At 67.7% G+C, this 19,295-nt stretch carries 21 protein-coding genes; 10 read left to right on the forward strand and 11 right to left on the reverse strand.

Translation table 11 applies throughout. The annotated features are described in order from the left end of the window. Nucleotides 1-99 precede the first annotated feature (99 nt). Nucleotides 100-1,695, reverse strand: coding sequence for a TAXI family TRAP transporter solute-binding subunit (locus SB764_RS19015; RefSeq protein WP_410864322.1), 1,596 nt, complete (start codon nt 1,693-1,695; stop codon nt 100-102). A 707-nt stretch (nt 1,696-2,402) separates the two neighbouring features. Between SB764_RS19015 and SB764_RS19020 the strand changes: the two genes are divergently transcribed. Next, a complete protein-coding gene (locus tag SB764_RS19020) occupies nt 2,403-2,756 on the forward strand; it encodes a BON domain-containing protein (protein WP_065057212.1) in 354 nt (117 codons plus the stop codon). Between the two features lie 300 nt (nt 2,757-3,056). Further along, nucleotides 3,057-3,317 (forward strand): hypothetical protein, encoded by a 261-nt coding sequence (locus SB764_RS19025; protein WP_065057213.1) that lies wholly within the window; start codon nt 3,057-3,059, stop codon nt 3,315-3,317. 178 nt (nt 3,318-3,495) lie between these two features. Here the strand turns inward: SB764_RS19025 and SB764_RS19030 are convergent, their stop codons facing one another. After that, complete coding sequence (locus tag SB764_RS19030) at nt 3,496-4,284, reverse strand: sulfite exporter TauE/SafE family protein (RefSeq protein ID WP_410864325.1); 789 nt, start codon at nt 4,282-4,284, stop codon at nt 3,496-3,498. 361 nt (nt 4,285-4,645) lie between these two features. Between SB764_RS19030 and rarD the strand changes: the two genes are divergently transcribed. Next, a complete protein-coding gene (gene rarD, locus SB764_RS19035; RefSeq protein ID WP_065057215.1) occupies nt 4,646-5,539 on the forward strand; it encodes an EamA family transporter RarD in 894 nt (297 codons plus the stop codon). Nucleotides 5,540-5,714: 175 nt separating this feature from the next. Next, a complete protein-coding gene (locus SB764_RS19040; RefSeq protein ID WP_410864327.1) occupies nt 5,715-6,095 on the forward strand; it encodes a DUF5594 family protein in 381 nt (126 codons plus the stop codon). A gap of 48 nt (nt 6,096-6,143) precedes the next feature. Here SB764_RS19040 and SB764_RS19045 read toward each other — a convergent pair whose 3' ends face one another. The 5 genes from SB764_RS19045 to SB764_RS19065 are packed head-to-tail and all read right to left on the reverse strand — an operon-like array spanning nt 6,144 to nt 10,023. Further along, nucleotides 6,144-7,001: a sulfite exporter TauE/SafE family protein gene (locus SB764_RS19045; RefSeq protein WP_410864377.1), complete on the reverse strand. Its 858-nt coding sequence runs from the start codon at nt 6,999-7,001 to the stop codon at nt 6,144-6,146. A gap of 56 nt (nt 7,002-7,057) precedes the next feature. Further along, nucleotides 7,058-8,683, reverse strand: coding sequence for a bifunctional protein tyrosine phosphatase family protein/NAD(P)/FAD-dependent oxidoreductase (locus SB764_RS19050; protein ID WP_082991592.1), 1,626 nt, complete (start codon nt 8,681-8,683; stop codon nt 7,058-7,060). A gap of 28 nt (nt 8,684-8,711) precedes the next feature. Next, the gene (locus SB764_RS19055; protein ID WP_074981658.1) at nt 8,712-9,143 is read right to left on the reverse strand and encodes a YeeE/YedE family protein; all 432 of its coding nucleotides are present in this window, start codon (nt 9,141-9,143) and stop codon (nt 8,712-8,714) included. Nucleotides 9,144-9,146: 3 nt separating this feature from the next. Continuing rightward, the gene (locus SB764_RS19060; protein ID WP_065057219.1) at nt 9,147-9,662 is read right to left on the reverse strand and encodes a YeeE/YedE family protein; all 516 of its coding nucleotides are present in this window, start codon (nt 9,660-9,662) and stop codon (nt 9,147-9,149) included. A gap of 25 nt (nt 9,663-9,687) precedes the next feature. Beyond that, nucleotides 9,688-10,023: an ArsR/SmtB family transcription factor gene (locus SB764_RS19065; RefSeq protein WP_065057220.1), complete on the reverse strand. Its 336-nt coding sequence runs from the start codon at nt 10,021-10,023 to the stop codon at nt 9,688-9,690. 294 nt (nt 10,024-10,317) lie between these two features. Here SB764_RS19065 and SB764_RS19070 point away from each other — a divergent pair, with 294 nt between their 5' ends. The 3 genes from SB764_RS19070 to SB764_RS19080 all read left to right on the forward strand — a co-directional run bounded on the left by SB764_RS19070 (nt 10,318) and on the right by SB764_RS19080 (nt 12,563). Continuing rightward, nucleotides 10,318-11,223 (forward strand): MBL fold metallo-hydrolase, encoded by a 906-nt coding sequence (locus tag SB764_RS19070; RefSeq protein WP_065057221.1) that lies wholly within the window; start codon nt 10,318-10,320, stop codon nt 11,221-11,223. Nucleotides 11,224-11,377: 154 nt separating this feature from the next. Further along, nucleotides 11,378-12,346 carry a quinone oxidoreductase family protein gene (locus SB764_RS19075; RefSeq protein WP_410864330.1) on the forward strand — a complete coding sequence of 323 codons (969 nt, stop codon included), beginning with the start codon at nt 11,378-11,380 and terminating at the stop codon, nt 12,344-12,346. Between the two features lie 40 nt (nt 12,347-12,386). Beyond that, nucleotides 12,387-12,563 carry a DUF1427 family protein gene (locus SB764_RS19080; protein WP_065057223.1) on the forward strand — a complete coding sequence of 59 codons (177 nt, stop codon included), beginning with the start codon at nt 12,387-12,389 and terminating at the stop codon, nt 12,561-12,563. 54 nt (nt 12,564-12,617) lie between these two features. On the opposite strand, the gene SB764_RS19085 is transcribed toward SB764_RS19080, so the two are convergent. Beyond that, complete coding sequence (locus SB764_RS19085; protein WP_065057224.1) at nt 12,618-13,073, reverse strand: host attachment protein; 456 nt, start codon at nt 13,071-13,073, stop codon at nt 12,618-12,620. 276 nt (nt 13,074-13,349) lie between these two features. Here SB764_RS19085 and SB764_RS19090 point away from each other — a divergent pair, with 276 nt between their 5' ends. Next, on the forward strand, nt 13,350-13,970 hold the full coding sequence (locus tag SB764_RS19090) for a pyridoxamine 5'-phosphate oxidase family protein (RefSeq protein WP_065057225.1): 621 nt from the start codon (nt 13,350-13,352) through the stop codon (nt 13,968-13,970). Between the two features lie 60 nt (nt 13,971-14,030). On the opposite strand, the gene SB764_RS19095 is transcribed toward SB764_RS19090, so the two are convergent. Next, on the reverse strand, nt 14,031-14,165 hold the full coding sequence (locus SB764_RS19095) for an entericidin A/B family lipoprotein (RefSeq protein ID WP_065057226.1): 135 nt from the start codon (nt 14,163-14,165) through the stop codon (nt 14,031-14,033). Nucleotides 14,166-14,358: 193 nt separating this feature from the next. Beyond that, complete coding sequence (locus SB764_RS19100) at nt 14,359-15,462, reverse strand: MraY family glycosyltransferase (protein ID WP_065057227.1); 1,104 nt, start codon at nt 15,460-15,462, stop codon at nt 14,359-14,361. A gap of 197 nt (nt 15,463-15,659) precedes the next feature. Between SB764_RS19100 and SB764_RS19105 the strand changes: the two genes are divergently transcribed. Together SB764_RS19105 and SB764_RS19110 are read left to right on the forward strand one after the other, a co-directional pair. Then, nucleotides 15,660-16,550, forward strand: a complete 891-nt coding sequence (locus tag SB764_RS19105) for a GntR family transcriptional regulator (RefSeq protein WP_410864333.1) — start codon at nt 15,660-15,662, stop codon at nt 16,548-16,550. Nucleotides 16,551-16,722: 172 nt separating this feature from the next. Then, complete coding sequence (locus SB764_RS19110) at nt 16,723-17,766, forward strand: glycosyltransferase family 2 protein (RefSeq protein ID WP_408583053.1); 1,044 nt, start codon at nt 16,723-16,725, stop codon at nt 17,764-17,766. Between the two features lie 68 nt (nt 17,767-17,834). Here the strand turns inward: SB764_RS19110 and SB764_RS19115 are convergent, their stop codons facing one another. Continuing rightward, a complete protein-coding gene (locus SB764_RS19115; RefSeq protein WP_322005726.1) occupies nt 17,835-19,178 on the reverse strand; it encodes a calcium-binding protein in 1,344 nt (447 codons plus the stop codon). Nucleotides 19,179-19,295 lie beyond the last annotated feature (117 nt).

Genomic DNA, 19,295 nt, shown 5'->3' on the forward strand with positions numbered 1-19,295 from the left:
TCCTCCGCTATGGGCTTTCATGCGGGCCGCAGCGGCGACCCGTCGTTTGAGTATCGATCGTATTCGGTGCTGCGTGCTGCAATTTCTGCGCGGGCGGTGTCAGGCGCCGCGTGTTTCGTTGCGTGTTTCTGCCTTGTCTTCCACGTTCGCTTCCGCGTTATCTTCCGTGTTCGCTTCCACGTTCGCTTCCGCGCCGGCTTCCTTCGCCTCGGGCGCTTCTTCGGCGACGCGTTCGTCCATCGCGTCGCCCGTATCGACTTCGGCGTTCTCGGGCGCGCCGCTCATACCGCCAAATCCGCCGATTGCGCCGAATCCGTCCAGACCGCTCGCGCCATGCTCACCGCGCGCCGCGCCGCCCTCGCGGGCGGGCGACAGCCGCGAGCGCACAAAGCCGATGTGCTCGCGCAGCACGTAGAACTGATCCGCATACGCGAGCGGCATCTTCATGCCGTTGACCGATTCCTCGATGGTGTCGAGCTGGCGCAGCAGCGTGCGCCGCTCGGCGGGCGAGTTGTCGGCGAGCGCCGCGCGTTCCAGCGCGATCAGCGAGCCATACCAGCGGTAGATGCGCGATTTTACCCGCCAGGCGTAGAGGCCGGGCACGAGCCGCAGCCCCGGAATCAGCACGACGATGATCGGCACCAGCACCACCAGCAGGCGGTCGGCGAGGCTCGCGAGCCAGAACGGCAGCACGCGGTAGAGGAAGCCCTTGCCCGATTTGTAGTAGCGCGCGGCGTCGTCGCTGATCGGGAAGTCCTGGGCGCGCGGCGCCGGGAATTCGCCGGCGCGCTGGAGCAGCGTCGAGCGGCCGTGCACTTCCTTGGCTGCATCGACGAGCAGATCGGACAGCGCCGGATGCAGCGAGTCGCGCGCGACCAGTTCGGCCGTCGGCGCGATGAACTGCAACGGATGCGGCGGCAGGTTGCGGCCGAAATCGAACGCGCCCATCGGGATCGTGATCGCCGTGAGGTAGGGAAAGCGACGTGCGTAGGCATCGGCTTGGGTGAAGTCGAAAAAGCGCACCCCCGGCATGCGCATCAGGCGGCCCATGACGGGCGGCTGCGCGGAGTCGCCGGTCAGGAAAGCCGCGTCGATCTTGCCTTCGACGAGCGCGCGGGCGGCGTCGTCGCCGGAGAGCGGCAGCAACTGCGTCTTGCCGCCGGGCACGATGCCGTTGGCCTTGAGCAGCGTCAGCGCGAGTTCGCGCGTGCCGCTGCCCTCCGCGCCGATGGCGAGGCGCTCGCCTTCGAACTGCGACAGCCGCGTGACGGGCGGCCCGTGATAGAACACCGCGAGCGGCACGTAGGCGACGCTGCCGAGCGAGACGAGCCGGTCGGGCACCTTGCTGGCGAGGCCGTCCTGCACGAAGGCGACGTCGACGTGCGAAGCCGGATCGGCGAGCCGCTGCAGGTTCTGCGCCGAGCCTTCCGACTCCAGCACGTTCAGCGTGATGCGGTTGCGCGCGAGGATCGCCTTGTACTTCTGCGCGGCGTTCCAGAACGTGCTGCCCTTGGGGCCGGCGCTCATGGTGAGCGTGCTGGGCGGCGCGGGCTGGATCAGGCGCACGGCGAGCCAGATGGCGGCCACGCTCACGAGCAGGATGGGACCGAAGGAGACGGCCAGGTCGCGCCACGAAATCGCCACGAAACGCGCGACGAGACGGGGAGGAGGTTTGCGGCCGGTGGGGGACTTCATCGGGGAAAGGCGGGCCTCGGAGGTTCGTGGGGCGGGCGATGCGCGCCGGGTAGTCGGACGCCGGTGCACGTGCGCGGACGTGGCGTCTGCACGGTCGGCGCGCGCTGTGCTCAGTGCGCCCGGCGCGCTCGCTGCGTCGGCCGTTTCGGGCGGGCGGTCCGCCCGGGCCGTTCGCGGCCGGTCCGCCCGCCGATGGTACATGAGAATCGCCGTTGCGGCGGCTAACAGGTTGCCGTGAGCGTGCCGCGCGGTTGCCGTGGCGCGCAAGCCGCGCCGCGCCCTTAAATCCTTTGCGCTCGCGCCCCGCCCAGGCTAAATTGTGGAGCGCCGCGGCGGCCCTTGCCGTCCGCCGCGAGACACAGAACAAAACGAACAAAAGACAATAACGAGGTACGCGGCCAGGGCGCGTCAGGGTGGATCGACCGATCCCGCCCCCGCCCAGCGCACCGTGCCCATTCCAGCCTCTCGCACTCTCTCGCATCAGCGTGGCCAGACCACGGCTATGTCGTCGCGCGCGCCCTCGAAGGCGCCTCCGGCGGCTGCCCGCGGGTGTCGTAACGAAGCCGCCGGTGCGCGACCGGCAGACGGTGCATGCGCCGTCTGCCGTCGGCCGAAGCGGTCCATCCTCGCTACGGAGCTAAGCATTGGGCGAAGCAATGAGCGAAGCAACGAGAGAAGTACTTACGCGATAGCAACAAGGAGAGAACATGAAATCGGTCGCTATTCTGAAGACCCTGGCCGCAGTCGCTTGCGTGACGGTGGCGTGCAGCGTGTACGCGCAGGACAACTCGGCAGCGAGCGGCGCGGCTGCCGCCACGACCACGAAGGCCGCTCCGGCCGGCAAGAAGGCCGACCGCAAGCTGGGCTACACGGTGCGCAAGGCGCTTTCGAAGGCGCAGGGCATCGACGTGTCGAACATCACGGTGCGCTCGCGCAGCGGCGCGGTTACGCTGACCGGCTCGGTGCCGTCGCAGGACCAGATCGATCAGGCCGGCCAGGTCGCGCAAGGCGTGGCGGGCGTGAAGTCGGTGACGAACAAGCTGACGGTCATGCAGCAATAAAGTCGTAAGCCGATCACTCGCGCCTCCGGCAGCACCGCCGGGCGCGCGGGCGGCACGAACGGGCTCCGGCATCGCGCCGGAGCCCGTTTTGTTTTTTTGGGGTGCTTTCATCGTCCGCGGTTTTCGGCCTGCGTTTATCGGCTCGCTTTTATCGGACTATTTCCAGCGCGCGAGGAAAAGCGCGCGCGCAAGTGCGGACTGACACACAGCGGACGCGCAATTGGCGGTATATGTTGGAAGTGCGCAGGTCCCGGTCATGCTATCCGTGGATCGTGCGCGGACTCATTGCAGGTAACTGTCATGACTATCCACACCTATACCGATTTGCCGCTGATCGACCGGGCCGCGTTCGAGCTGGCCTGTGCGCGGCATGGCTTTGCGCCCATCCATTTCGACGTGCGCGGCGAAACCGATCCCGACGATCCCGAGCACGGCGAACTCCTCGTCGTGCGGCGCGGCGCCTGGGCCCAGGCGTATCGCATCGATGCGCGCGGGCAGTGGCTGCGTCAATTCGAGGTCGATCTGAACGGGCGGTTTTTTCGCCAGGCGCCGTATCTCTGACGCGGGTTGAATCCGCCTGAAGCGCCTGAAGCGGCTTCAGGCCGGGGGCACGCCGGGTACGCCGATGGCGCGCGCCGGCGGGTCGTGGCGCGCGCGCCGCTGAGGCGCGGCGCGCCGGTTTCGCTATGTGAATCGCGCCACGCTGAATCGCGCGAGGCTGAATTCAGCCGCGTAACGCTCAGGCCAGCACGAGGCGCACGCCGACCAGCGTCAGCGTGGCCGCAAGCAGCACGCGCAGCAGCTTCTCGGGCGCGCGCGACGACAGCATGCTGCCGATCGCGATACCCGGCAGCGAGCCGCACAGCAGCGAGAGCAGCATCGACCAGTCGATCGAGCCGAGCAGCCAGTGCCCCGCGCCCGCGAGCAGCGTGAGCGGCACCGCATGCGCGACGTCGGAGCCGACGATGCGCACCGTCGGCAGCGCGGGATAGAGCAGCAGCAGCACCGTCACGCCGATCGCGCCGGCGCCCACCGAAGTCATCGAGACCAGCACGCCGAGCACCGAGCCCGTGAGCACGGTGAAGAACAGCGTGCGCGCTTCGCCCGGCGCATGGCGATGGCGCGAGGCGAACGCCGCGAGCTGCGGCCGGAAGATCAGCGCGACAGCCGTGATGAGCAGCGCCGCCCCGAGCACCGACTGGATCAGATGCCCGGCGCGCGGCGTATCCATGCCGAAGCGGTGCAGCAGGATCAGCGTGATGGTCGCGGCGGGCACGCTGCCGGCCGCGAGCCGCAGCGTCACGCGCCAGTCCACCGATCCCTTGAGGCCGTGCACGAGCGTGCCCGCCGATTTGGTCGCCGCCGCGTAAAGCAGGTCGGTGCCGACGGCGGTCGCGGGGTGCACGTTGAACAGCAGGACGAGGATCGGCGTCATCAGCGAGCCGCCGCCCACGCCGGTCAGGCCGACCAGAAAGCCAACTGCGAGGCCGGAGACGGAATACAGCAGATCGATATGGGGTAGGGTCATCGCGGACGGCGCGGACTATCGCGGACTAAAGTGGCCTGACTGCCTGGGCTATGACGCTTCGCACCGTGTCGCGATCACGTCCGGACTGGCGCGGCGGCGTCGATCGCGTGGGGATCGTAAGCGCGTCGTCAGGCTGGACAGCGGCAAGGGCTGGCGGCGAAAATCCGCTATTGTCGCAAAACCGGCGGTTCGGCGCAGGGTTGGCCGATATTTCGCTCGCTCCGGACCTCGCGTGTCGGCCTGTCGTCGGCGTGAGTGCGTCCATCGGATGGGCGCGAGCCAGCTTGCCCCGGCCTTCTCGCAGCGCGGTTCGATCGCCGACAGTTCGCGGCCGGCCCGCAGTCAGACACCAGAACGAATCATGAATCCCGGCATCGCGTACGCATTCTCCGCCTTCACTCTGTGGGGGCTGTTTCCCGTCTACTTCAAGACGCTGCACCAGATTCCCGCGCTCGAAATGCTCGCGCATCGCATGGCGTGGTCGCTCGTGTTCGTGCTCGGCGTGCTCGTGGTGCGTCATCACTGGGCGTGGCTGCGGCCCGCGCTGCGCGACCGGCGTCTGCTCGCGCGCTTCGCGGCGAGCGCCGTGCTGCTGTCGGCCAACTGGGGGCTCTATATCTGGGCCGTGAACGCGGGGCATATCGTCGAGGCGAGTCTCGGCTACTTCATCAATCCGCTGATCAACGTGGTGTTCGGCTATGCGTTTTTGCGCGAACGGCTGCGGCCGCTGCAATGGTGCGCCGTGGCCATCGCGACGCTCGCCGTGGCCTGGCTCACCTGGCAGAACGGCACGCCGCCGTGGATCAGCCTCGCGCTGGCGGTGACCTTCGGCGGCTACGGGCTCTTGCGCAAGACCGCGAAGCTCGGCGCGCTCGAAGGGCTCGCGCTCGAAACCGTGCTGCTGTTTCCGGTCGCGCTGATCTATCTGACGATCATCGGCCTCGCGGGCGCGAGTCATTTCGCGCGCGCGCCGCTCGGCCTGCAACTGCTGCTGGTGGCGGCGGGGCCCATCACGGCCGTGCCGCTGCTGCTGTTCGCGGCGGCCGCGCGGCGCATTCCGCTTTCGATGCTCGGCCTCATTCAGTACGTGACGCCGACGCTCCAGTTGCTCACCGGCGTGCTGATCTATGGCGAGCCGTTCGGCTCGGTGCGCGCGTTCGGATACGGCGCGATCTGGGTCGCGCTGCTGATCTATTCGTTCGAAGGGCTGCGCAGCACCTTGCTGGCGGCGCGTCGAATGCGCGAGACGGCGTGAGGTATCGCTTGAAGCGCGAGACGTGCACGCAGTGTTGTTGATCGGCAGCAAATCCTACGGCGACTGGCTGCTGCGCTGACGTCGCGGTAGGATGTTTCGGCAAGCTGCGAACACAGCACGGACAAGCCGCACACAAGCGGCATCCGCGATTCGCCGAACAGGGAGACACGCGCGCATGAGCAACGAAGCCGTCCATCGCTTCGAGGAAGAATTCGCGCCGCGCATTGCCGCGCGGCTCGCGAAGCAGTTTGGGCCGGACGTGCACGTGGAGGTCGTGCCGAACGCGGGCCGCGGCCATCCCACGCGCGTGCGCCTTTCGGGGACGTCGAGCGAGAACCGCCATCCGTATGCGTATCCGCTGAACGTGTTTTTGACGTGGGACGTCGACGAGATCGAGCGGCTCATGGAGCCCGGCGGCGAGGCGCGCTTCGCGCATTATCTCGACGCGACGATGCGCAAGATGGCCTCGTGGGAGACGGCGCGTCCGGTGGACTTTTCCACGCGCACGCAGGGCGAGCCGGACGTGCTGATCGGCGGGCTCGATTTCGAGGGATGAGCGGCGCGGCGGCACTCAGCCGCCCCGCTTGAACCGAAGCCGCGCGCGTTACACCACGCCCGCCGCCATCATCGCGTGGACGGCCTTCACGGCCATGCCCACGGCCACGCATCCCGCGAACACCGCGAACGACTGCTGCAGACGCGCGCCGCTCACATGGCGCGCGAACACGCGGCCGATCAGCATGCCGACGAGCGCGCCCGCCGCGAACGGCACGGCGTTGAGCCAGAGCATGTGGCCGCTCGCCGCCGACGCGGCCACGCCCGCCGTCGAGACCAGCGCGATCACGGCCAGCGACGTCGCGACGATGCCTTGCATCGGAATGTCCGAGGCGCGCTTGAGCGCGGGCACGATCACGAAGCCGCCGCCCACGCCGAGCAAACCCGAGAGAAAGCCCGCCATCGCACCCGAGAGCGCGAGCGCCCGCGCGCAGGGCGCGGTCCAGTCGAGCTTGCCGCGATCGGCGTTGAGACGGCAGGGCAGGTCGGACGCGCACAGGTCGGCGCCGCCTTGCAGATCGAGCGCGTCGTCGTCGGTCCTCGCTCGTTGCTGATGAAACATGCGCCACGCCACGCGCGCCAGCACGAGCGCGAATATCATCATGAGCGGCGCGTCGGGCACGCGATGCGCGACCCACAGCCCGGCGGGCGAGATGATTGCGCCCGAGACCGCCATCAGCGCGGCGGCCTTGTAGCGCACCTTGCCTTCGCGCAGCGCGAGCAGCGCGCCGATGCCCGCCGCGAGCGCCACCGCGAACAGGCCGATCGGCGCGGCCTGCGCGACTTCGAGGCCGAGCCCGAACACCAGCAGCGGCACCGCGACGATCGCGCCGCCCGCGCCCGTCAGCGCGAGGATCAGGCCGACGACCGAGCCGAGCGCGGCGCTGACCAGCGTGACCATATCCATATGCGCCATGTGGAACTTCTCCGAAGTGACGTCAGGTTCGGCAGGCAGCGCGACGCTTACTCGTGCGCCGCGCCGGTGAACCACTCGCGGCCCTTGAGCATGCCGCTCCAGTAGAAGCGCGGCAGCACGCTGGCCTTGAGGAACCACATCAGACGGCGCGGACGCGTGGGGTCGAGCGGGAACGTGGGCAGCAGCTTGCCGCCGTAGCCGAACTCCGCGAGCACGACCTTGCCCTTTTCGACCGTCAGCGGACACGAACCGTAGCCGTCGTAGCGATAGCGCAGCGGCTGGTTCGCGCGCGCGGCCAGCACATTTTCGGCGACGATCACCGCCTGCTTGCGCGCCGCCGCGCCCGTCTTCGCGTTGGGCGTCGAGCTGACGTCGCCGAGCGAGAACACATTGGGCCAGCGCGGATGCTGCAAGGTCGCGTGATCGACTTCGCACCAGCCCGCGGCGTCGGCGAGTTCGCTGTCGCGGATGAAATCGGGCGGCACCTGCGGCGGCACCACGTGAATCATGTCGAAGCGCTTTTCCACGCGCGTGACGTTGCCGTCGGCGTCCTTCACTTCGAAGGTGGCCTTGCGCGCCGGGCCGTCGATCGCAACGAGGTTCGCGTTGAATTCGAGCTTCGCGTCGTAGCGCTTCACGTATTCCATGAGCGGCGGCACGAAGGTCGGCACGCCGAACAGCACCGCGCCCGCGAGATCGAATTCGACCTTGATCTTCGAGAGCACGCCGCGCTTCATCCAGTGATCGCAGGCCAGATACATCGCCTTTTGCGGCGCGCCCGCGCACTTGATCGGCATGCCCGGCTGCGTGAACAGCGCGGTGCCGCCCTGCATGCGCTGCACGAGTTCGAACGTGTACGGCGCGAGATCGTAGCGATAGTTCGAGGTGACGTTGTTCTTGCCGAGCGTTTCCTGCAGACCGGCGATGCGTTCCCACGCGAGGCGCAGCCCCGGCGCGACGATCAGTTGGCGATAAGCCACGGACTCGCCGTTGGTGAGGCGCACGAGGTTCGCATGCGGCTCGACGCGCTCGGCGGCGGCGCGGATCCACGTCGCGCCGCGCGGGATCACGCTCGCCATCGGACGGCGGGTTTTCTTCACGTCGAATGCGCCGCCGCCCACGAGCGTCCAGGCCGGCTGATAGTCGTGATGATCGTTGGGCTCGACGATGGCGATCCGCAGATTCGGCTGGCGGCGCAGCAGGCTCGACGTCACGCAGATGCCCGCGAGACCGCCGCCGATCACGACGACGTCCCAGGCTTTCTCGTCCGCGTTCCAGTCGCAGGCGGGCGTGGCCGTGACGGCGGGCGCGACCGGTTCGGCGACCGGATGCGCGGCGGCGCTGGCCTGCGCGAACTGCCAGAGGTTGGTCGCGCGATTGCCGGTGCGGCAGTAGGCGAGCACGGGCGCGGGCAGGTCGGCGAGCAGTTGCGTGAACTGCGCGATTTCATTGGGGCCGATCTTGCCGGGCGTGACGGGCAGCCAGGCGAATTGCAGGCCGAGTTGCTCCGCGGCTGCGCGGATCTCGGCGGACGCGGGTTGCGTCGGGCCGCCTTCGCCGTCGGGCCGGTTGCAGATGACCGAGCGAAAGCCCGCAGCCGCGATCTCGGCGAGGTCGGCGGGCGAGATCTGATCGGCGCTCGCGAAGCGCGCGTCGTGTTGCACGATTTGCATGGACTCGAAAACTCCTGAGTGGGGCAGATTAAGAACGGCGGGTGCGCGACTCGAACACGGCGAACAGCGCCATGCCCGCGAGCATCGCGGCCACGAACAGCCACGCGCGCGGCTGACCGCTCGCGGCGCTGACGAGCGCGGGACCGGGGCAGAAGCCCGCGAGACCCCAGCCCGCGCCGAACAGCAGCGCGCCGATGGCGAGCCGCAGATCGATGCGCGTGGCGGTGGGCAGTTGCATGGGCGCGCCGAGCAGGCTCGCGGTGCGCGTGCGCGCGAAACGGAAAGCGGGTGCGGCGACGAGAATGGCGCCCGCCATCACGAAAGCCAGCGACGGGTCCCAGCGGCCCGCGAGGTCGAGGAAGGCTAGCACCTTGGCCGGGTTCGCCATACCCGAGACGATCAAGCCGAGGCCGAACAGCAGACCGCAGGCGAGGGCGACGAATGGGCGGATTGCGCGCATTTTTCAGGCTCCGACGAGGTGCCGCGCCACGTAGACCGTGACGAAACCGGCGGCCATGAAGAGGCCGGTTGCGGCAAAAGAACGCAGCGAGCCGCGCGCGATGCCGCACACGCCATGACCGCTCGTGCAACCCGAGCCGTAACGCGTGCCGATGCCGACGAGCAGGCCCGCGACGATCAGCGTGAGCGGCGATGCGGTGATGACTGCGGCGATGCTTGAAGCGGGCAGGGCGGCGCTGGCTGTCGTGGACGAAGCCGCGCCCGACGTCGCATCCGACGTGGCGCCGACATTCATCCGCGCGAGCCACCACACCCAAGGCGCGGCGCACAGCCCCGCGACGAACGCGAGCCGCCACGCCCGCTCTCCCGCCGCATCGCGTACGCGTAGCAAGCCGCCGACGATGCCGCTGATGCCCGCCACGCGCCCATTGCCGAGCACGAGCAGCGCGGCCGCCGCACCGATCATGAGACCGCCCGCGAGCGAGGCGAGCGGCGTGAAGTGAGCGAGATCGATATTCATGGGCGTCACCTGGCCATCACACGGCTTACGCGGGGCGCGCCTTGAGGCGGCCGCAGTAGAGGCTCGACAGCGTCTGCATCACCTGGATGACTTCGTGGCTGGCGAGGCGGTAATAGATGTACTTGCCCTCGCGGCGCGTTTCGACGAGACCTTCCTCTCGCAGCACGCCCAGATGCTGCGAGAGACTCGGCTGATGCACGCCGACGAGCGCTTCAAGCTCGCCCACGTTGCGCTCGCCTTCGGTGAGCTGGCACAGCAGCAGCAGACGGTCTTCGTGCGCGAGCGCCTTGAGCAGCGCACAGCATTTCTCGGCAGATTCGCGCAGGGCGCCGAGCGCTTCGGGAGTGATCGGTGAGTTCATGGTCGTGCGGCGAATGGGCGCCGGTGAGCGCCGGATCAAGGTTCGGTCGGCCCGGCCGCGTCACAGCGTCCCGGACAGGCTGACAGTTTGTTGACAAACATTATATCCGTTCATAATATGTGTTTCAATAAAGCATCGCGATGACGTTGTCGGAATGAATGCGTCGGCCCGTACGCCGCCCCGCAGTCTCGCGCGCGTTTTAGTCGCATTTTTCGAAAGGGAAGGCGTCGCAGCGTGTTCCGGCCGCTGCGCGCCGTTGTCCGAATCTGTCCGAGTTTGTCGTCTGGAGCACCCATGTCCGAGTCCCCCATCGCTGCCGCCCCCGTGACCCCTGCGTCCCCCGCGGCGCTCGTCGAGCCGTTCTTCGATCCCGCCACGTCCACGGTGACCTACGTCGTGCACACGGGGCGCGGCTCGGTGTGCGCGGTCGTCGACCCCGTGCTCGACTACGATCCGAAGTCGGGCCGCACGTCCACGGGTTCCGCCGACCGCGTGATCGCTTTCGTGCGCGAGTACGGGCTCACCGTGCAGTGGCTGCTCGAAACCCACGCGCACGCCGACCACATCTCGGGCGCGCCGTATCTGAAGCAGCAACTGGGCGGCAAGATCGCGATCGGCGAACACATCCGCACGGTGCAGGGCGTGTTCCGCACGGTCTTCAATCTCGGCGATACGGTGGCCGCCGACGGCAGCGAGTTCGATCATCTGTTCAAGGACAACGAGACCTTCCACGTCGGTCCGCTCACGGCGCGCGCGATGCACGTGCCCGGCCACACGCCCGCCGATCTTGCCTACCAGATCGGCGACGCGGTGTTCGTCGGCGACACGCTGTTCATGCCCGACGTCGGTTCGGCGCGCTGTGATTTCCCGGGCGGCGACGCGCACACGCTCTATCGCTCGGTGCGCCGTCTGCTCGATCTGCCCGGCGAGACGCGTCTCTTCATGTGCCACGACTACCCGCCCGAGTCGCGCGGCCCGGCGTTCGAAACCACGGTCACCGCGCAGCGCCGCGGCAACATCCATCTGAACGACAGCGTGACCGAAGACGCCTTCGTGCAGATGCGCACGGCGCGCGACCGCACGCTGGCCATGCCGAATCTGATCCTGCCGTCGATCCAGGTGAATATCCGCGCGGGCCGCATGCCCGAGCCGGAGGCCAACGGCGTGCGCTATCTGAAGATTCCGCTGAACGCGCTCTGAGCGGCGTGTCTCGACGATGCCAAAACGGCCCGCCACCGCGCGGGCCGTTTTCTTGCGCGCGCCTTGTCCGAAATTCGAAAACATCTGTCCACATCACGGCATCCCGGCAATCTAGACTGCTTCTCACGCTAGAACGCACTCACGGAGTCATGCCATGAAAGCCATCCGTTTCACGACCTTCGGTACGCCCGACGTCCTCGAATTCGTCGATCTCCCGACGCCGCAGCCCGCCGCCGGCCACGCACTGGTCCAGGTGAAAAACGCGTCGGTCAATCCGAGCGACGTGAAGAACGTCTCGGGCCATTTCGATCACACCGTGCCGCCGCGCGTGCCGGGCCGCGATTTCAGCGGCGTCGTGGTCGCCGGCCCCGACGAATGGCTCGGCGCCGAAGTCTGGGGCACGGGCGGCGACATCGGCTTTACGCGCGACGGCACGCACGCCGAGTTCATCGAGATTCCCGTGGCCGCGCTGGCGAAAAAGCCCGCGTCGCTGACGCATGCGCAGGCGGCTTCGATCGGCGTGAATTTCGTGGTGGGCTGGCTCGGCACCGTGGATTACGCGCAACTGGCCGCGGGCGAAACGATCGCCGTGATCGGCGTGTCGGGCGGCGTGGGCGGCGCGGTCACGCAGATCGCCAAGGCGCGCGGCGCGCGCGTGATCGGCATCGGCCGCGAGGCGCCGGACGCGGATTCGCCGGCGGCGCGCCTGATCGACGCCTTCGTGCAGATGGACGCCGACACCGCGCGCCGCGTGCGCGAACTCACGGGCGGCGCGGGCGCGGACGTGGTGTACGACGCGGTCGGCGGCGTGGCGTTCGAACTGGCGCTCTCGCTCGCCAAGCGGCGCGGCCGGGTGGTGGAGATCAGCGCGACGGGCAAGCGCCGCGTGGAGTTCGACCTGATCGACTTCTATCACAACGAAACGCAGCTGCTGGGCGCCGACAGCGCCAAGCTCGGCGTCGCCGACGCCGCGCCGATCATGCGCGCGCTGGCCGAAGCGTTCGACGCGGGCCGCTTCGCCGCGCCCGTGGTGGCGGCGCACTATCCGCTCGAACGCGCGAAGGACGCCTATGCGGCGGTCGCCGCGGGCACGCGCGGACGCGTCGTGATCGACATGGCCTGACGGACGTGATGAACCGGACGCAAGGGCGGGGAGCGCAACGATGAAGGCTTATCTGGTTTCGTTCGCGGTGGGCGCGCTTGCGGGCCTGCTCTACAGCTTGCTCGACGTGAAGTCGCCGGCGCCGCCCACGATCGCGCTCGTCGGCCTGCTAGGCATGCTGGCCGGCGAACACGCGATCGGCTTCGTGCGCACCTGTCTCGCGCACCTCGCGGGTTAGGCGGGCATTACGCAGGATCGGCGCGGGATCGACGCGATTTTTACGCGCGAAGGTTCAGGTTTCCGCGCGCACGAGCCGCTCGGGCAGATGCGTGCGCAGCGTGCGCGGATCGAGCAGCGCGAGATCCTTGTCGAGTTCGAGCGTGACGAGATGGCGCGTCTGCGCGTCGAGCGCCTTGCGCAGCGCGCCGAGAAACGCGGGCGGCGCGATCAGCGCGAGCGTGCCGTAACGCGCGTCGTTGCGCGCCTTCGCGAGCAGGGCCGCGACCTGCGCCGCGAACACCGTGGTTTCGTGCTCGTGATGCTGCGTGTCGGGGTCGCTCGACTGGCGGCCGGACCCGCCCGAGCGCTCGGTGCGGCCAGAGCGGTCGCTCACGAGGCTCTGTTCCTGCACGCGGCTTTCGGGATGAAGCAGCGTCTCGACTTCCTCGATGGCGCCGAGCGGATTATCCGTCGCGAAAATGCGTGCGGTGACGCGGTTGGCGACGACGACCCAGATCGTTTTCGACATGCTTTCCTCCCGGCCTGAAACAGCCAATGCGCTGCGGCGGATGAGGCGAACGCCCCGGCCGAAGCGATGAGTGGACTCGCGCGGCGCGGCGCGAGCTACAAGGGTAGCGCTTCGCGCAGCGCAAAGGAGCTACGATGCACGCGCGCTTTTTCTCTGTGCTGCGAGCCTCCCGAAATTCGGGAGGATGATTCCCGATCGCGCGGGATTCTCTTTGCCGACGGTAGGCCCTATCTTGGTATCTCCAGCGCGCTGCCGCGCAGCCAGAAGGAGCCGAAGATGGAATCGCCCGTTCACGCTTACCCGAGCGACGTCGCGTTCACGCCCACCGTGAAGGCGATGCAGACGCAGCTGGGTTCCCGCGAAATGTATGCCCGGATGGAGACGCAGCGCGGTTTCGGCACCGACCTCACGCCCGATATCGAGGCGTTCGTCGAGGCGCAGCGCAGCGTGTTCCTCGCCACCGCGAACAGCGAAGGCCAGCCGTACATCCAGCATCGCGGCGGGCCGCCGGGCTTCCTGCGCGTGCTCGACGCGCGCACGATCGCGTTCGCGGATTTCATCGGCAATCAGCAATACATCACGCTCGGCAATTTGACCGACAACGCGAAGGCGTATCTGTTCCTGATCGATTACGCGCGCAGGCGCCGCGTCAAGATTTGGGGCGAGGCGCGCGTGATCGACGACGACCCGGCCTTGATCGAACGGCTGATGCCGCCCGGCTACAAGGCGCGCGCGGACCGCGCGATCGTCTTCACGGTGACGGCGTGGGATCTGAACTGCCCGCAGCATATTCCGCAGCGTTTCGAGGCCGCCGACGTGAAAGCGGCGCTGGACGAGCGCGACGCGCGCATCCGCGAGCTGGAGGAGGAAGTGGCGAGGCTGCGCGCGCAGCATTGAGGGCGAAGCACAAACGAAACGGCCCCGCGCGAAGGCGGGGCCGGGGGCAGGCCTATCGCGTTACTTGGCCTTGTCCGCTGAATTGGTGATGGCGTTGCCGCCCTTCGAGATGTCTTCGCCGGCTCCGGCGATGGTGTTGCAGGCGGCGAGGGTGACGGCGAACAGCGCAAGGGCAAAAGCAAGGTAACGGCTCATGTCGGCTCTCCTTGTGATGGATTCCCTGATCGCGGTGCACAACGGCGTGCGGTAAGGCGATGGCCGGCACCGGGCAGCCATCCGGTAAATTGTACCCGCACGGCGGGGCGCAGCGGGGCCATCTGTACGCGGAGGATGCGCGGCGGGTGCGGCACTTGCGCCGCTCGCCGCCGCTGCCACTGCCGTCGCCGCTTCAGGTCCGGCGCTGCTTGCGCACCACGAGCCACTTCGGCGAGCGAAAGCGCACGATGCTCACGTAGAGCCACACGTAAGTGAAGGCGAACACCACCACGAAGCAGAACAGATGCAGCGTGTGGCGCCAGAACAGCGTGGCCGGAATCACGGCGATCAGGCACAGCAGCCACAGATACGGCGACGTCAGCGAATTGCGGCGCGTGAGTTCGCGTGCGGTGCGCGCGCCCACGGCCCAGCGCATCAGGCGCTTGTAGACCAGCATGTGCAGATGCACGCCGTCGGGAATGCCGGGCGACATGCCGCGCACGAACTTCTTCCGGTAGATCGAGAAACAGGTCTCGAAGATCGGGTACATGAACAGCAGCACCGGATACCAGGCCGAGACGTCGCGGTTGCGCATGACGAGCAGGATCGCCAGTTCGGCGAGCATGAAGCCGATGAAGTACGCGCCGCCGTCGCCGAGAAAGATCAGGCCCGCCGGGAAATTCCAGATGAAGAAGCCCATCACCGCGCCCATCATGATCAGCGAGGCCGAGAGCACGACCGGGTCGTGCACCTGGAACGCCACGTAGGCAAGCGAGGCGAACATCATGAAGGCGACCATCGAGGCGAGGCCGTTGAAGCCGTCGATGATGTTGACGGCATTCGCGAGCGCCGCGACGGCCAGCACCGTGATCACGCACGAAATGGCCGCGTAGGAAAGCAGGAAGTCGAGCGGCGGCACGCTGATGCGCGTGACCGCGATGCCGAGCAGGAAATACGCGAGCGCGGCGGCGGCCATCGTGCAGACGAGGCGCGCGAGCGGCGAGACCTTCTTGGTCAGATCCTCGACGAGCCCGGAGCCGAACGCAGGCAACCCGCAGGCGACGATGCCGAGAATGCCGCCGGACACGGTCGGCCAGGCGTGGTGAAGCTGCGCGGCGGCCACCACGAGTCCCGCCAGAATGCCGGTTCCGCCGATGCGCGGCACGGGCCGCGCGTGGAATTTCTGCACGCCCGCGAGATCGGAATCGACGGAAAACCTTTCATGCAGATGCGCGTAACGCACGATCAGCAGCGTGACCAGCAGTGAAACGATGAAGCCGAGGGCGAAACTGAGCATGAAAGGTGAACGCCGGTCAAAAAGTTAAATGCGCGTTGAATGCGGGCTGAATGCAGCGTGAATGCGGGCCGAAACCGCGATTATACAAAGGCGCCGGGACGCCTCCGTGGGCTGCTGGGCGTATGCGCGCCGACGGACGCAGGATTGGAGCGAGGTCAATACGGAGCCTTGCCGCGCTGCCGATAATTGCGCCGATCATGCGCGAACCCAATCTACTCATTCCGTCGTCGCCGTCGCCGCTTGCGAGCGCCGATGTGCAAACAAACGCACAGCCCGCCGCGCCGTTGACGCCGCCGGCCTCCGCGCTCGACGCCCGCTCGCTCGTTTCGACGCTTTCCACGCGCTCGCCCAACCCGCTTAACGCCACCAGCTCGCCCACGCCGCTGCGCGCCGCACGCGGCGGAGCGTCGCGCGCCGACCGCGTCTACGAGAGTTTGCGCGAGGACATCTTCGAGCTGCGCCTCTTGCCGGGCGTCTGGCTGACCGAGGCGGCCGTCGCGGCGCGCTTCGAAGTGTCGCGCACGCCCGCGCGCGAAGCGCTGCAGCGCCTGCAGGGCGACGGCCTGATGCGCGGCTACGTGCGCGGCGGCTGGGAAGTCGCGCCGATCGACTTCAGCCGCTTCGACGATCTTTACGAAATGCGCGAGCTGATCGAAACCTTCGCGATCCGCCGACTCTGCGAGCGCCACGCGCGCGGCGATCGCGCGGCGGTGCAGGCGCTCGACGCGCTGGGCGCGATCTGGCTCGTGCCGGAGGCGGCTCGGCTCACCGACGCGCGCCGCGTGGCCGCGCTCGACGAGGCGTTTCATCTCGCGCTCGTCGACGCCGTGGGTAACGCCGAGCTTTCAGCGGCATTGCGGCGCGTGACCGACCGCATCCACGTGGTGTACCGGCTGGGCTTCGTGTACGGCGAGCGCGTCGGCGAAACGTATGCGGAGCATGCCGAGCTGATTGGTGCGATTCGGGCGGGCGGCGTCGGGGTTGCCGTCGAGCTGGCCGAACGCCACGTGCGCCGCTGCCGCGCCGAAATCTGCCGGCTCGGCGCCCAGCGTCTCGAACTCGCGCGCGGCGAGCCTGCGGGGGTGTGAGCGAGCACGGCGGTGTCGGCCCGACGCCACGGTGCGGAGGGCGCGCCGGTCAGGCGTTCCGGGTCAACGGGGCCGCATGATAGTATGGCCGCCCGCGCCGCCCGGACTGGCCTCCCGGCGGCGCCAACCCCACTCGTCCCACTCGCCCGCCTGCACGGGCCGCCCATCGCCGATGAACCTGGAAGACGAACGCACTGAGGCAGGTCCTGCCGTGTCCGCGAACGACGCCTCGCGCCCGCTGGTTTCGATGCTGCTCATCGCCTACAACCAGGCCGGTGTGATCGCCGATGCCGTCGCGGGCGCGCTCGCGCAACGCTATTCGCCGCTCGAAATCCTGATCTCCGACGACTGTTCGAGCGACGGCACCTTCGCCGCCATCGAAGCCGCCGTGCGCGACTATCGCGGACCGCATCGCGTCGTGCTCAACCGCAACGAGAAAAACGCGGGCATCAGCGCGCATCTGTCCCAGCTCGCGGCGAAAAGCCAGGGCGACCTGCTGGTCGTGACGGCCGGCGACGACGTTTCGTCGCCCGAACGCTGCGAGCGTCTCGTCGAATGCTGGAACGCGCATGGACGCAAGATCGACCTGATCGCGTCCGACCTCGAAGAATTCGAAGGCGCGAAGGGGCAGCAAGGCAAAGACGGCGAGGCGGGCCGCATCGCGCCGACCGACCTCGGCCAGTACCGCAATTTCGACGACTGGGCGCGCGAGCGTCCGTGGCTCGTGGGCGCGTCGCACGCGTGGTCGCGGCGGCTGTTCGAGCGCTTCGGGCCGATGCTGCCGGGCGCGATGGCCGAAGATCAGATCATGACGTTTCGCGCCGTGATGTCGGGCGGCGCGGTCAGCCTGCGCGAACCGCTCGTGCGTTACCGGCGCGGAGGCTTGTCGGGCAAGAAGCGGCTGCGCACGGTCGAGCAGTTCATCGCGCGCGTGAAGCAGACCAATGCGTTCGGCCTCGTGGAGTCGGCGCAATTCGAACGCGATGCCGATATCGCGGGTGTCGGCGACGCGATGCGCGCGCTGCTCGTGCCCAAGCTCGCGCGCGAGTGCTACGTGCGCGATCTGTTCGCGGCGCGCGGTTTCGGCGAGCGCCTCATGCTCGCGCTGCGCAGGCCGCACATCAAACTCGGTTTTCGCATCCGCATGTTTCTGTACGCGGCGTGTCCGTCGGTGTATCGGCCATTCTTCGCGCTGCGCGCGCTCGTCAAACGTTAAAGCCCACAGGCGGGTTTTATCAGGCTTTTCAGCACGGCCATTTAATTCGTCATCCGAATGAATCGAAATCAGGTGCCCGGCGTACCGGCGGGCGTGATTTCCAGCAGGATCGGGTGATCGGGCACGTCCACGCTGATCTGGCCTTCATTGCGATGCGTCGCGAGCGGCTCGGCGGACACCATCGGATCGTACACATCCACGCGGCGCGCGTTCGCGCCGAGACCCACCTGAACGGGCACCGGCGGGCTGACGAGCGGCGTGCCTTTCGCCCGATCCCAGATCGGCGTTTCGTTCCAGAGCGCGAGCACGAAGCGGCCGTCCTTTTTCTTCAGCAATAAGCTGTACGCCGAAACCGGCATGCCGGAGAGCGTGTACGCGAGCGTGTCGCGCGCGGCCGCTTTGGTGCGATGCGGCGTGTTCGTGTTCAGAATCGTCGTCAGATTGCGGATGGTGTGCGCGACGACCTTCGGGCTGTTGTCATTGCGAAACATGCCGTAATGCATTTCGGCGTTCTTGTTTTGCGGATCGGGTTTCTGGTCGAGCAACTCGTAGACGAAAAGCCGCTTCACGCCCGCCGCCGCCGCATCCATATAGCCGTTGAGCACGCCTTTGGCCTGGGTCGGTTCATCCACGCCCAGCATGTACCAGCCCGATTGCGGCATCGAAAAATAGCCGAATTCGGTCACGACGACCGGCAACTCGAACTTCTTCACCGAGCCGAGGGCCGCCGGCAGCCAGTGGTCGCCGTTCGCGTTATAGCTCGGCTGTTCGCCGTTTTGCGGATAGACGTGGGTGTTCGAATAATCGGCGGAACTCGTGCGCGTGTCGACTCCCTTCGGGTCATAACCTGTCACGTCGTACACACGCACGCCCGCGAGCGCGGGCGTGGTCTGCACGCGACTATAGATGTCGCGCTGCGAGGCGAGCCCGGCGGCGGCGCCTTTGAGCCCGTTGTAAGTCACCGGAAAGTTATCGATCTCGTTGAAGCCTTCGATGGCGGCAACGCTGCCGGGCACGGCGGTATTCAAGGCCACGGCCTGGGCGATCGATTCGTCGATATTGGTGCGCACGAGAAAATTGAATTTGACGCCGCGACGCGCGAGGTACACATAGTTGTCGAAGGGCGGCGAGCCGTTCGGCACGATGTCGCGCACATGGCGAATGCCGAGCCAGTTGAGATCGTCGGCGATGTTGTGGACGTTCACGTAGGCGCCATCGGTGTAATTCACGTGCGTGTTGACCGCGAGCGAGTCGATGAAATCGCTGGCGGGCATCGCGCGCACCGCATCGGCGGCGTGTGCCGGCGTTGCGGCGAGACCCACTATCAGGCCGAAGACGGCGCAAGCGCCGATGATCGTATCGACGAGGCGCCCAGGCGCGTGCGGGCGGGCTGCGTTTATAGAGAGCTTCACGGCAGGTTCCTCGCGTGGTGCGGTTTGCCGACATTCTGCGGCGGAGTGAGCGCGCGAGTGTGTGCGTAGGCGAACGCGGCGAGCGAATGGTGAAAACGAATGGGGAAAACGAATGCG

The sequence above is a fragment of the Paraburkholderia sp. SIMBA_027 genome, assembly GCF_046535315.1.
In the GTDB taxonomy this organism is placed as follows: domain Bacteria; phylum Pseudomonadota; class Gammaproteobacteria; order Burkholderiales; family Burkholderiaceae; genus Paraburkholderia; species Paraburkholderia tropica.

Excerpts from the sequence above, each read along its gene's own strand:
- SB764_RS19050 (WP_082991592.1), bottom strand. The coding sequence starts at position 8,683 with ATGCAAATCGTGCAACACGACGCGCGCTTCGCGAGCGCCGATCAGATC.
- SB764_RS19030 (WP_410864325.1), bottom strand. The coding sequence starts at position 4,284 with ATGACCCTACCCCATATCGATCTGCTGTATTCCGTCTCCGGCCTCGCA.
- SB764_RS19100 (WP_065057227.1), bottom strand. The coding sequence starts at position 15,462 with ATGCTCAGTTTCGCCCTCGGCTTCATCGTTTCACTGCTGGTCACGCTG.
- SB764_RS19080 (WP_065057223.1), top strand. The coding sequence starts at position 12,387 with ATGAAGGCTTATCTGGTTTCGTTCGCGGTGGGCGCGCTTGCGGGCCTG.
- SB764_RS19055 (WP_074981658.1), bottom strand. The coding sequence starts at position 9,143 with ATGCGCGCAATCCGCCCATTCGTCGCCCTCGCCTGCGGTCTGCTGTTC.
- SB764_RS19040 (WP_410864327.1), top strand. The coding sequence starts at position 5,715 with ATGAGCAACGAAGCCGTCCATCGCTTCGAGGAAGAATTCGCGCCGCGC.
- SB764_RS19065 (WP_065057220.1), bottom strand. The coding sequence starts at position 10,023 with ATGAACTCACCGATCACTCCCGAAGCGCTCGGCGCCCTGCGCGAATCT.
- SB764_RS19025 (WP_065057213.1), top strand. The coding sequence starts at position 3,057 with ATGACTATCCACACCTATACCGATTTGCCGCTGATCGACCGGGCCGCG.
- rarD (WP_065057215.1), top strand. The coding sequence starts at position 4,646 with ATGAATCCCGGCATCGCGTACGCATTCTCCGCCTTCACTCTGTGGGGG.
- SB764_RS19095 (WP_065057226.1), bottom strand. The coding sequence starts at position 14,165 with ATGAGCCGTTACCTTGCTTTTGCCCTTGCGCTGTTCGCCGTCACCCTC.
- SB764_RS19015 (WP_410864322.1), bottom strand. The coding sequence starts at position 1,695 with ATGAAGTCCCCCACCGGCCGCAAACCTCCTCCCCGTCTCGTCGCGCGT.
- SB764_RS19045 (WP_410864377.1), bottom strand. The coding sequence starts at position 7,001 with ATGGATATGGTCACGCTGGTCAGCGCCGCGCTCGGCTCGGTCGTCGGC.
- SB764_RS19060 (WP_065057219.1), bottom strand. The coding sequence starts at position 9,662 with ATGAATATCGATCTCGCTCACTTCACGCCGCTCGCCTCGCTCGCGGGC.
- SB764_RS19075 (WP_410864330.1), top strand. The coding sequence starts at position 11,378 with ATGAAAGCCATCCGTTTCACGACCTTCGGTACGCCCGACGTCCTCGAA.
- SB764_RS19110 (WP_408583053.1), top strand. The coding sequence starts at position 16,723 with ATGAACCTGGAAGACGAACGCACTGAGGCAGGTCCTGCCGTGTCCGCG.
- SB764_RS19070 (WP_065057221.1), top strand. The coding sequence starts at position 10,318 with ATGTCCGAGTCCCCCATCGCTGCCGCCCCCGTGACCCCTGCGTCCCCC.
- SB764_RS19090 (WP_065057225.1), top strand. The coding sequence starts at position 13,350 with ATGGAATCGCCCGTTCACGCTTACCCGAGCGACGTCGCGTTCACGCCC.
- SB764_RS19020 (WP_065057212.1), top strand. The coding sequence starts at position 2,403 with ATGAAATCGGTCGCTATTCTGAAGACCCTGGCCGCAGTCGCTTGCGTG.
- SB764_RS19105 (WP_410864333.1), top strand. The coding sequence starts at position 15,660 with ATGCGCGAACCCAATCTACTCATTCCGTCGTCGCCGTCGCCGCTTGCG.
- SB764_RS19085 (WP_065057224.1), bottom strand. The coding sequence starts at position 13,073 with ATGTCGAAAACGATCTGGGTCGTCGTCGCCAACCGCGTCACCGCACGC.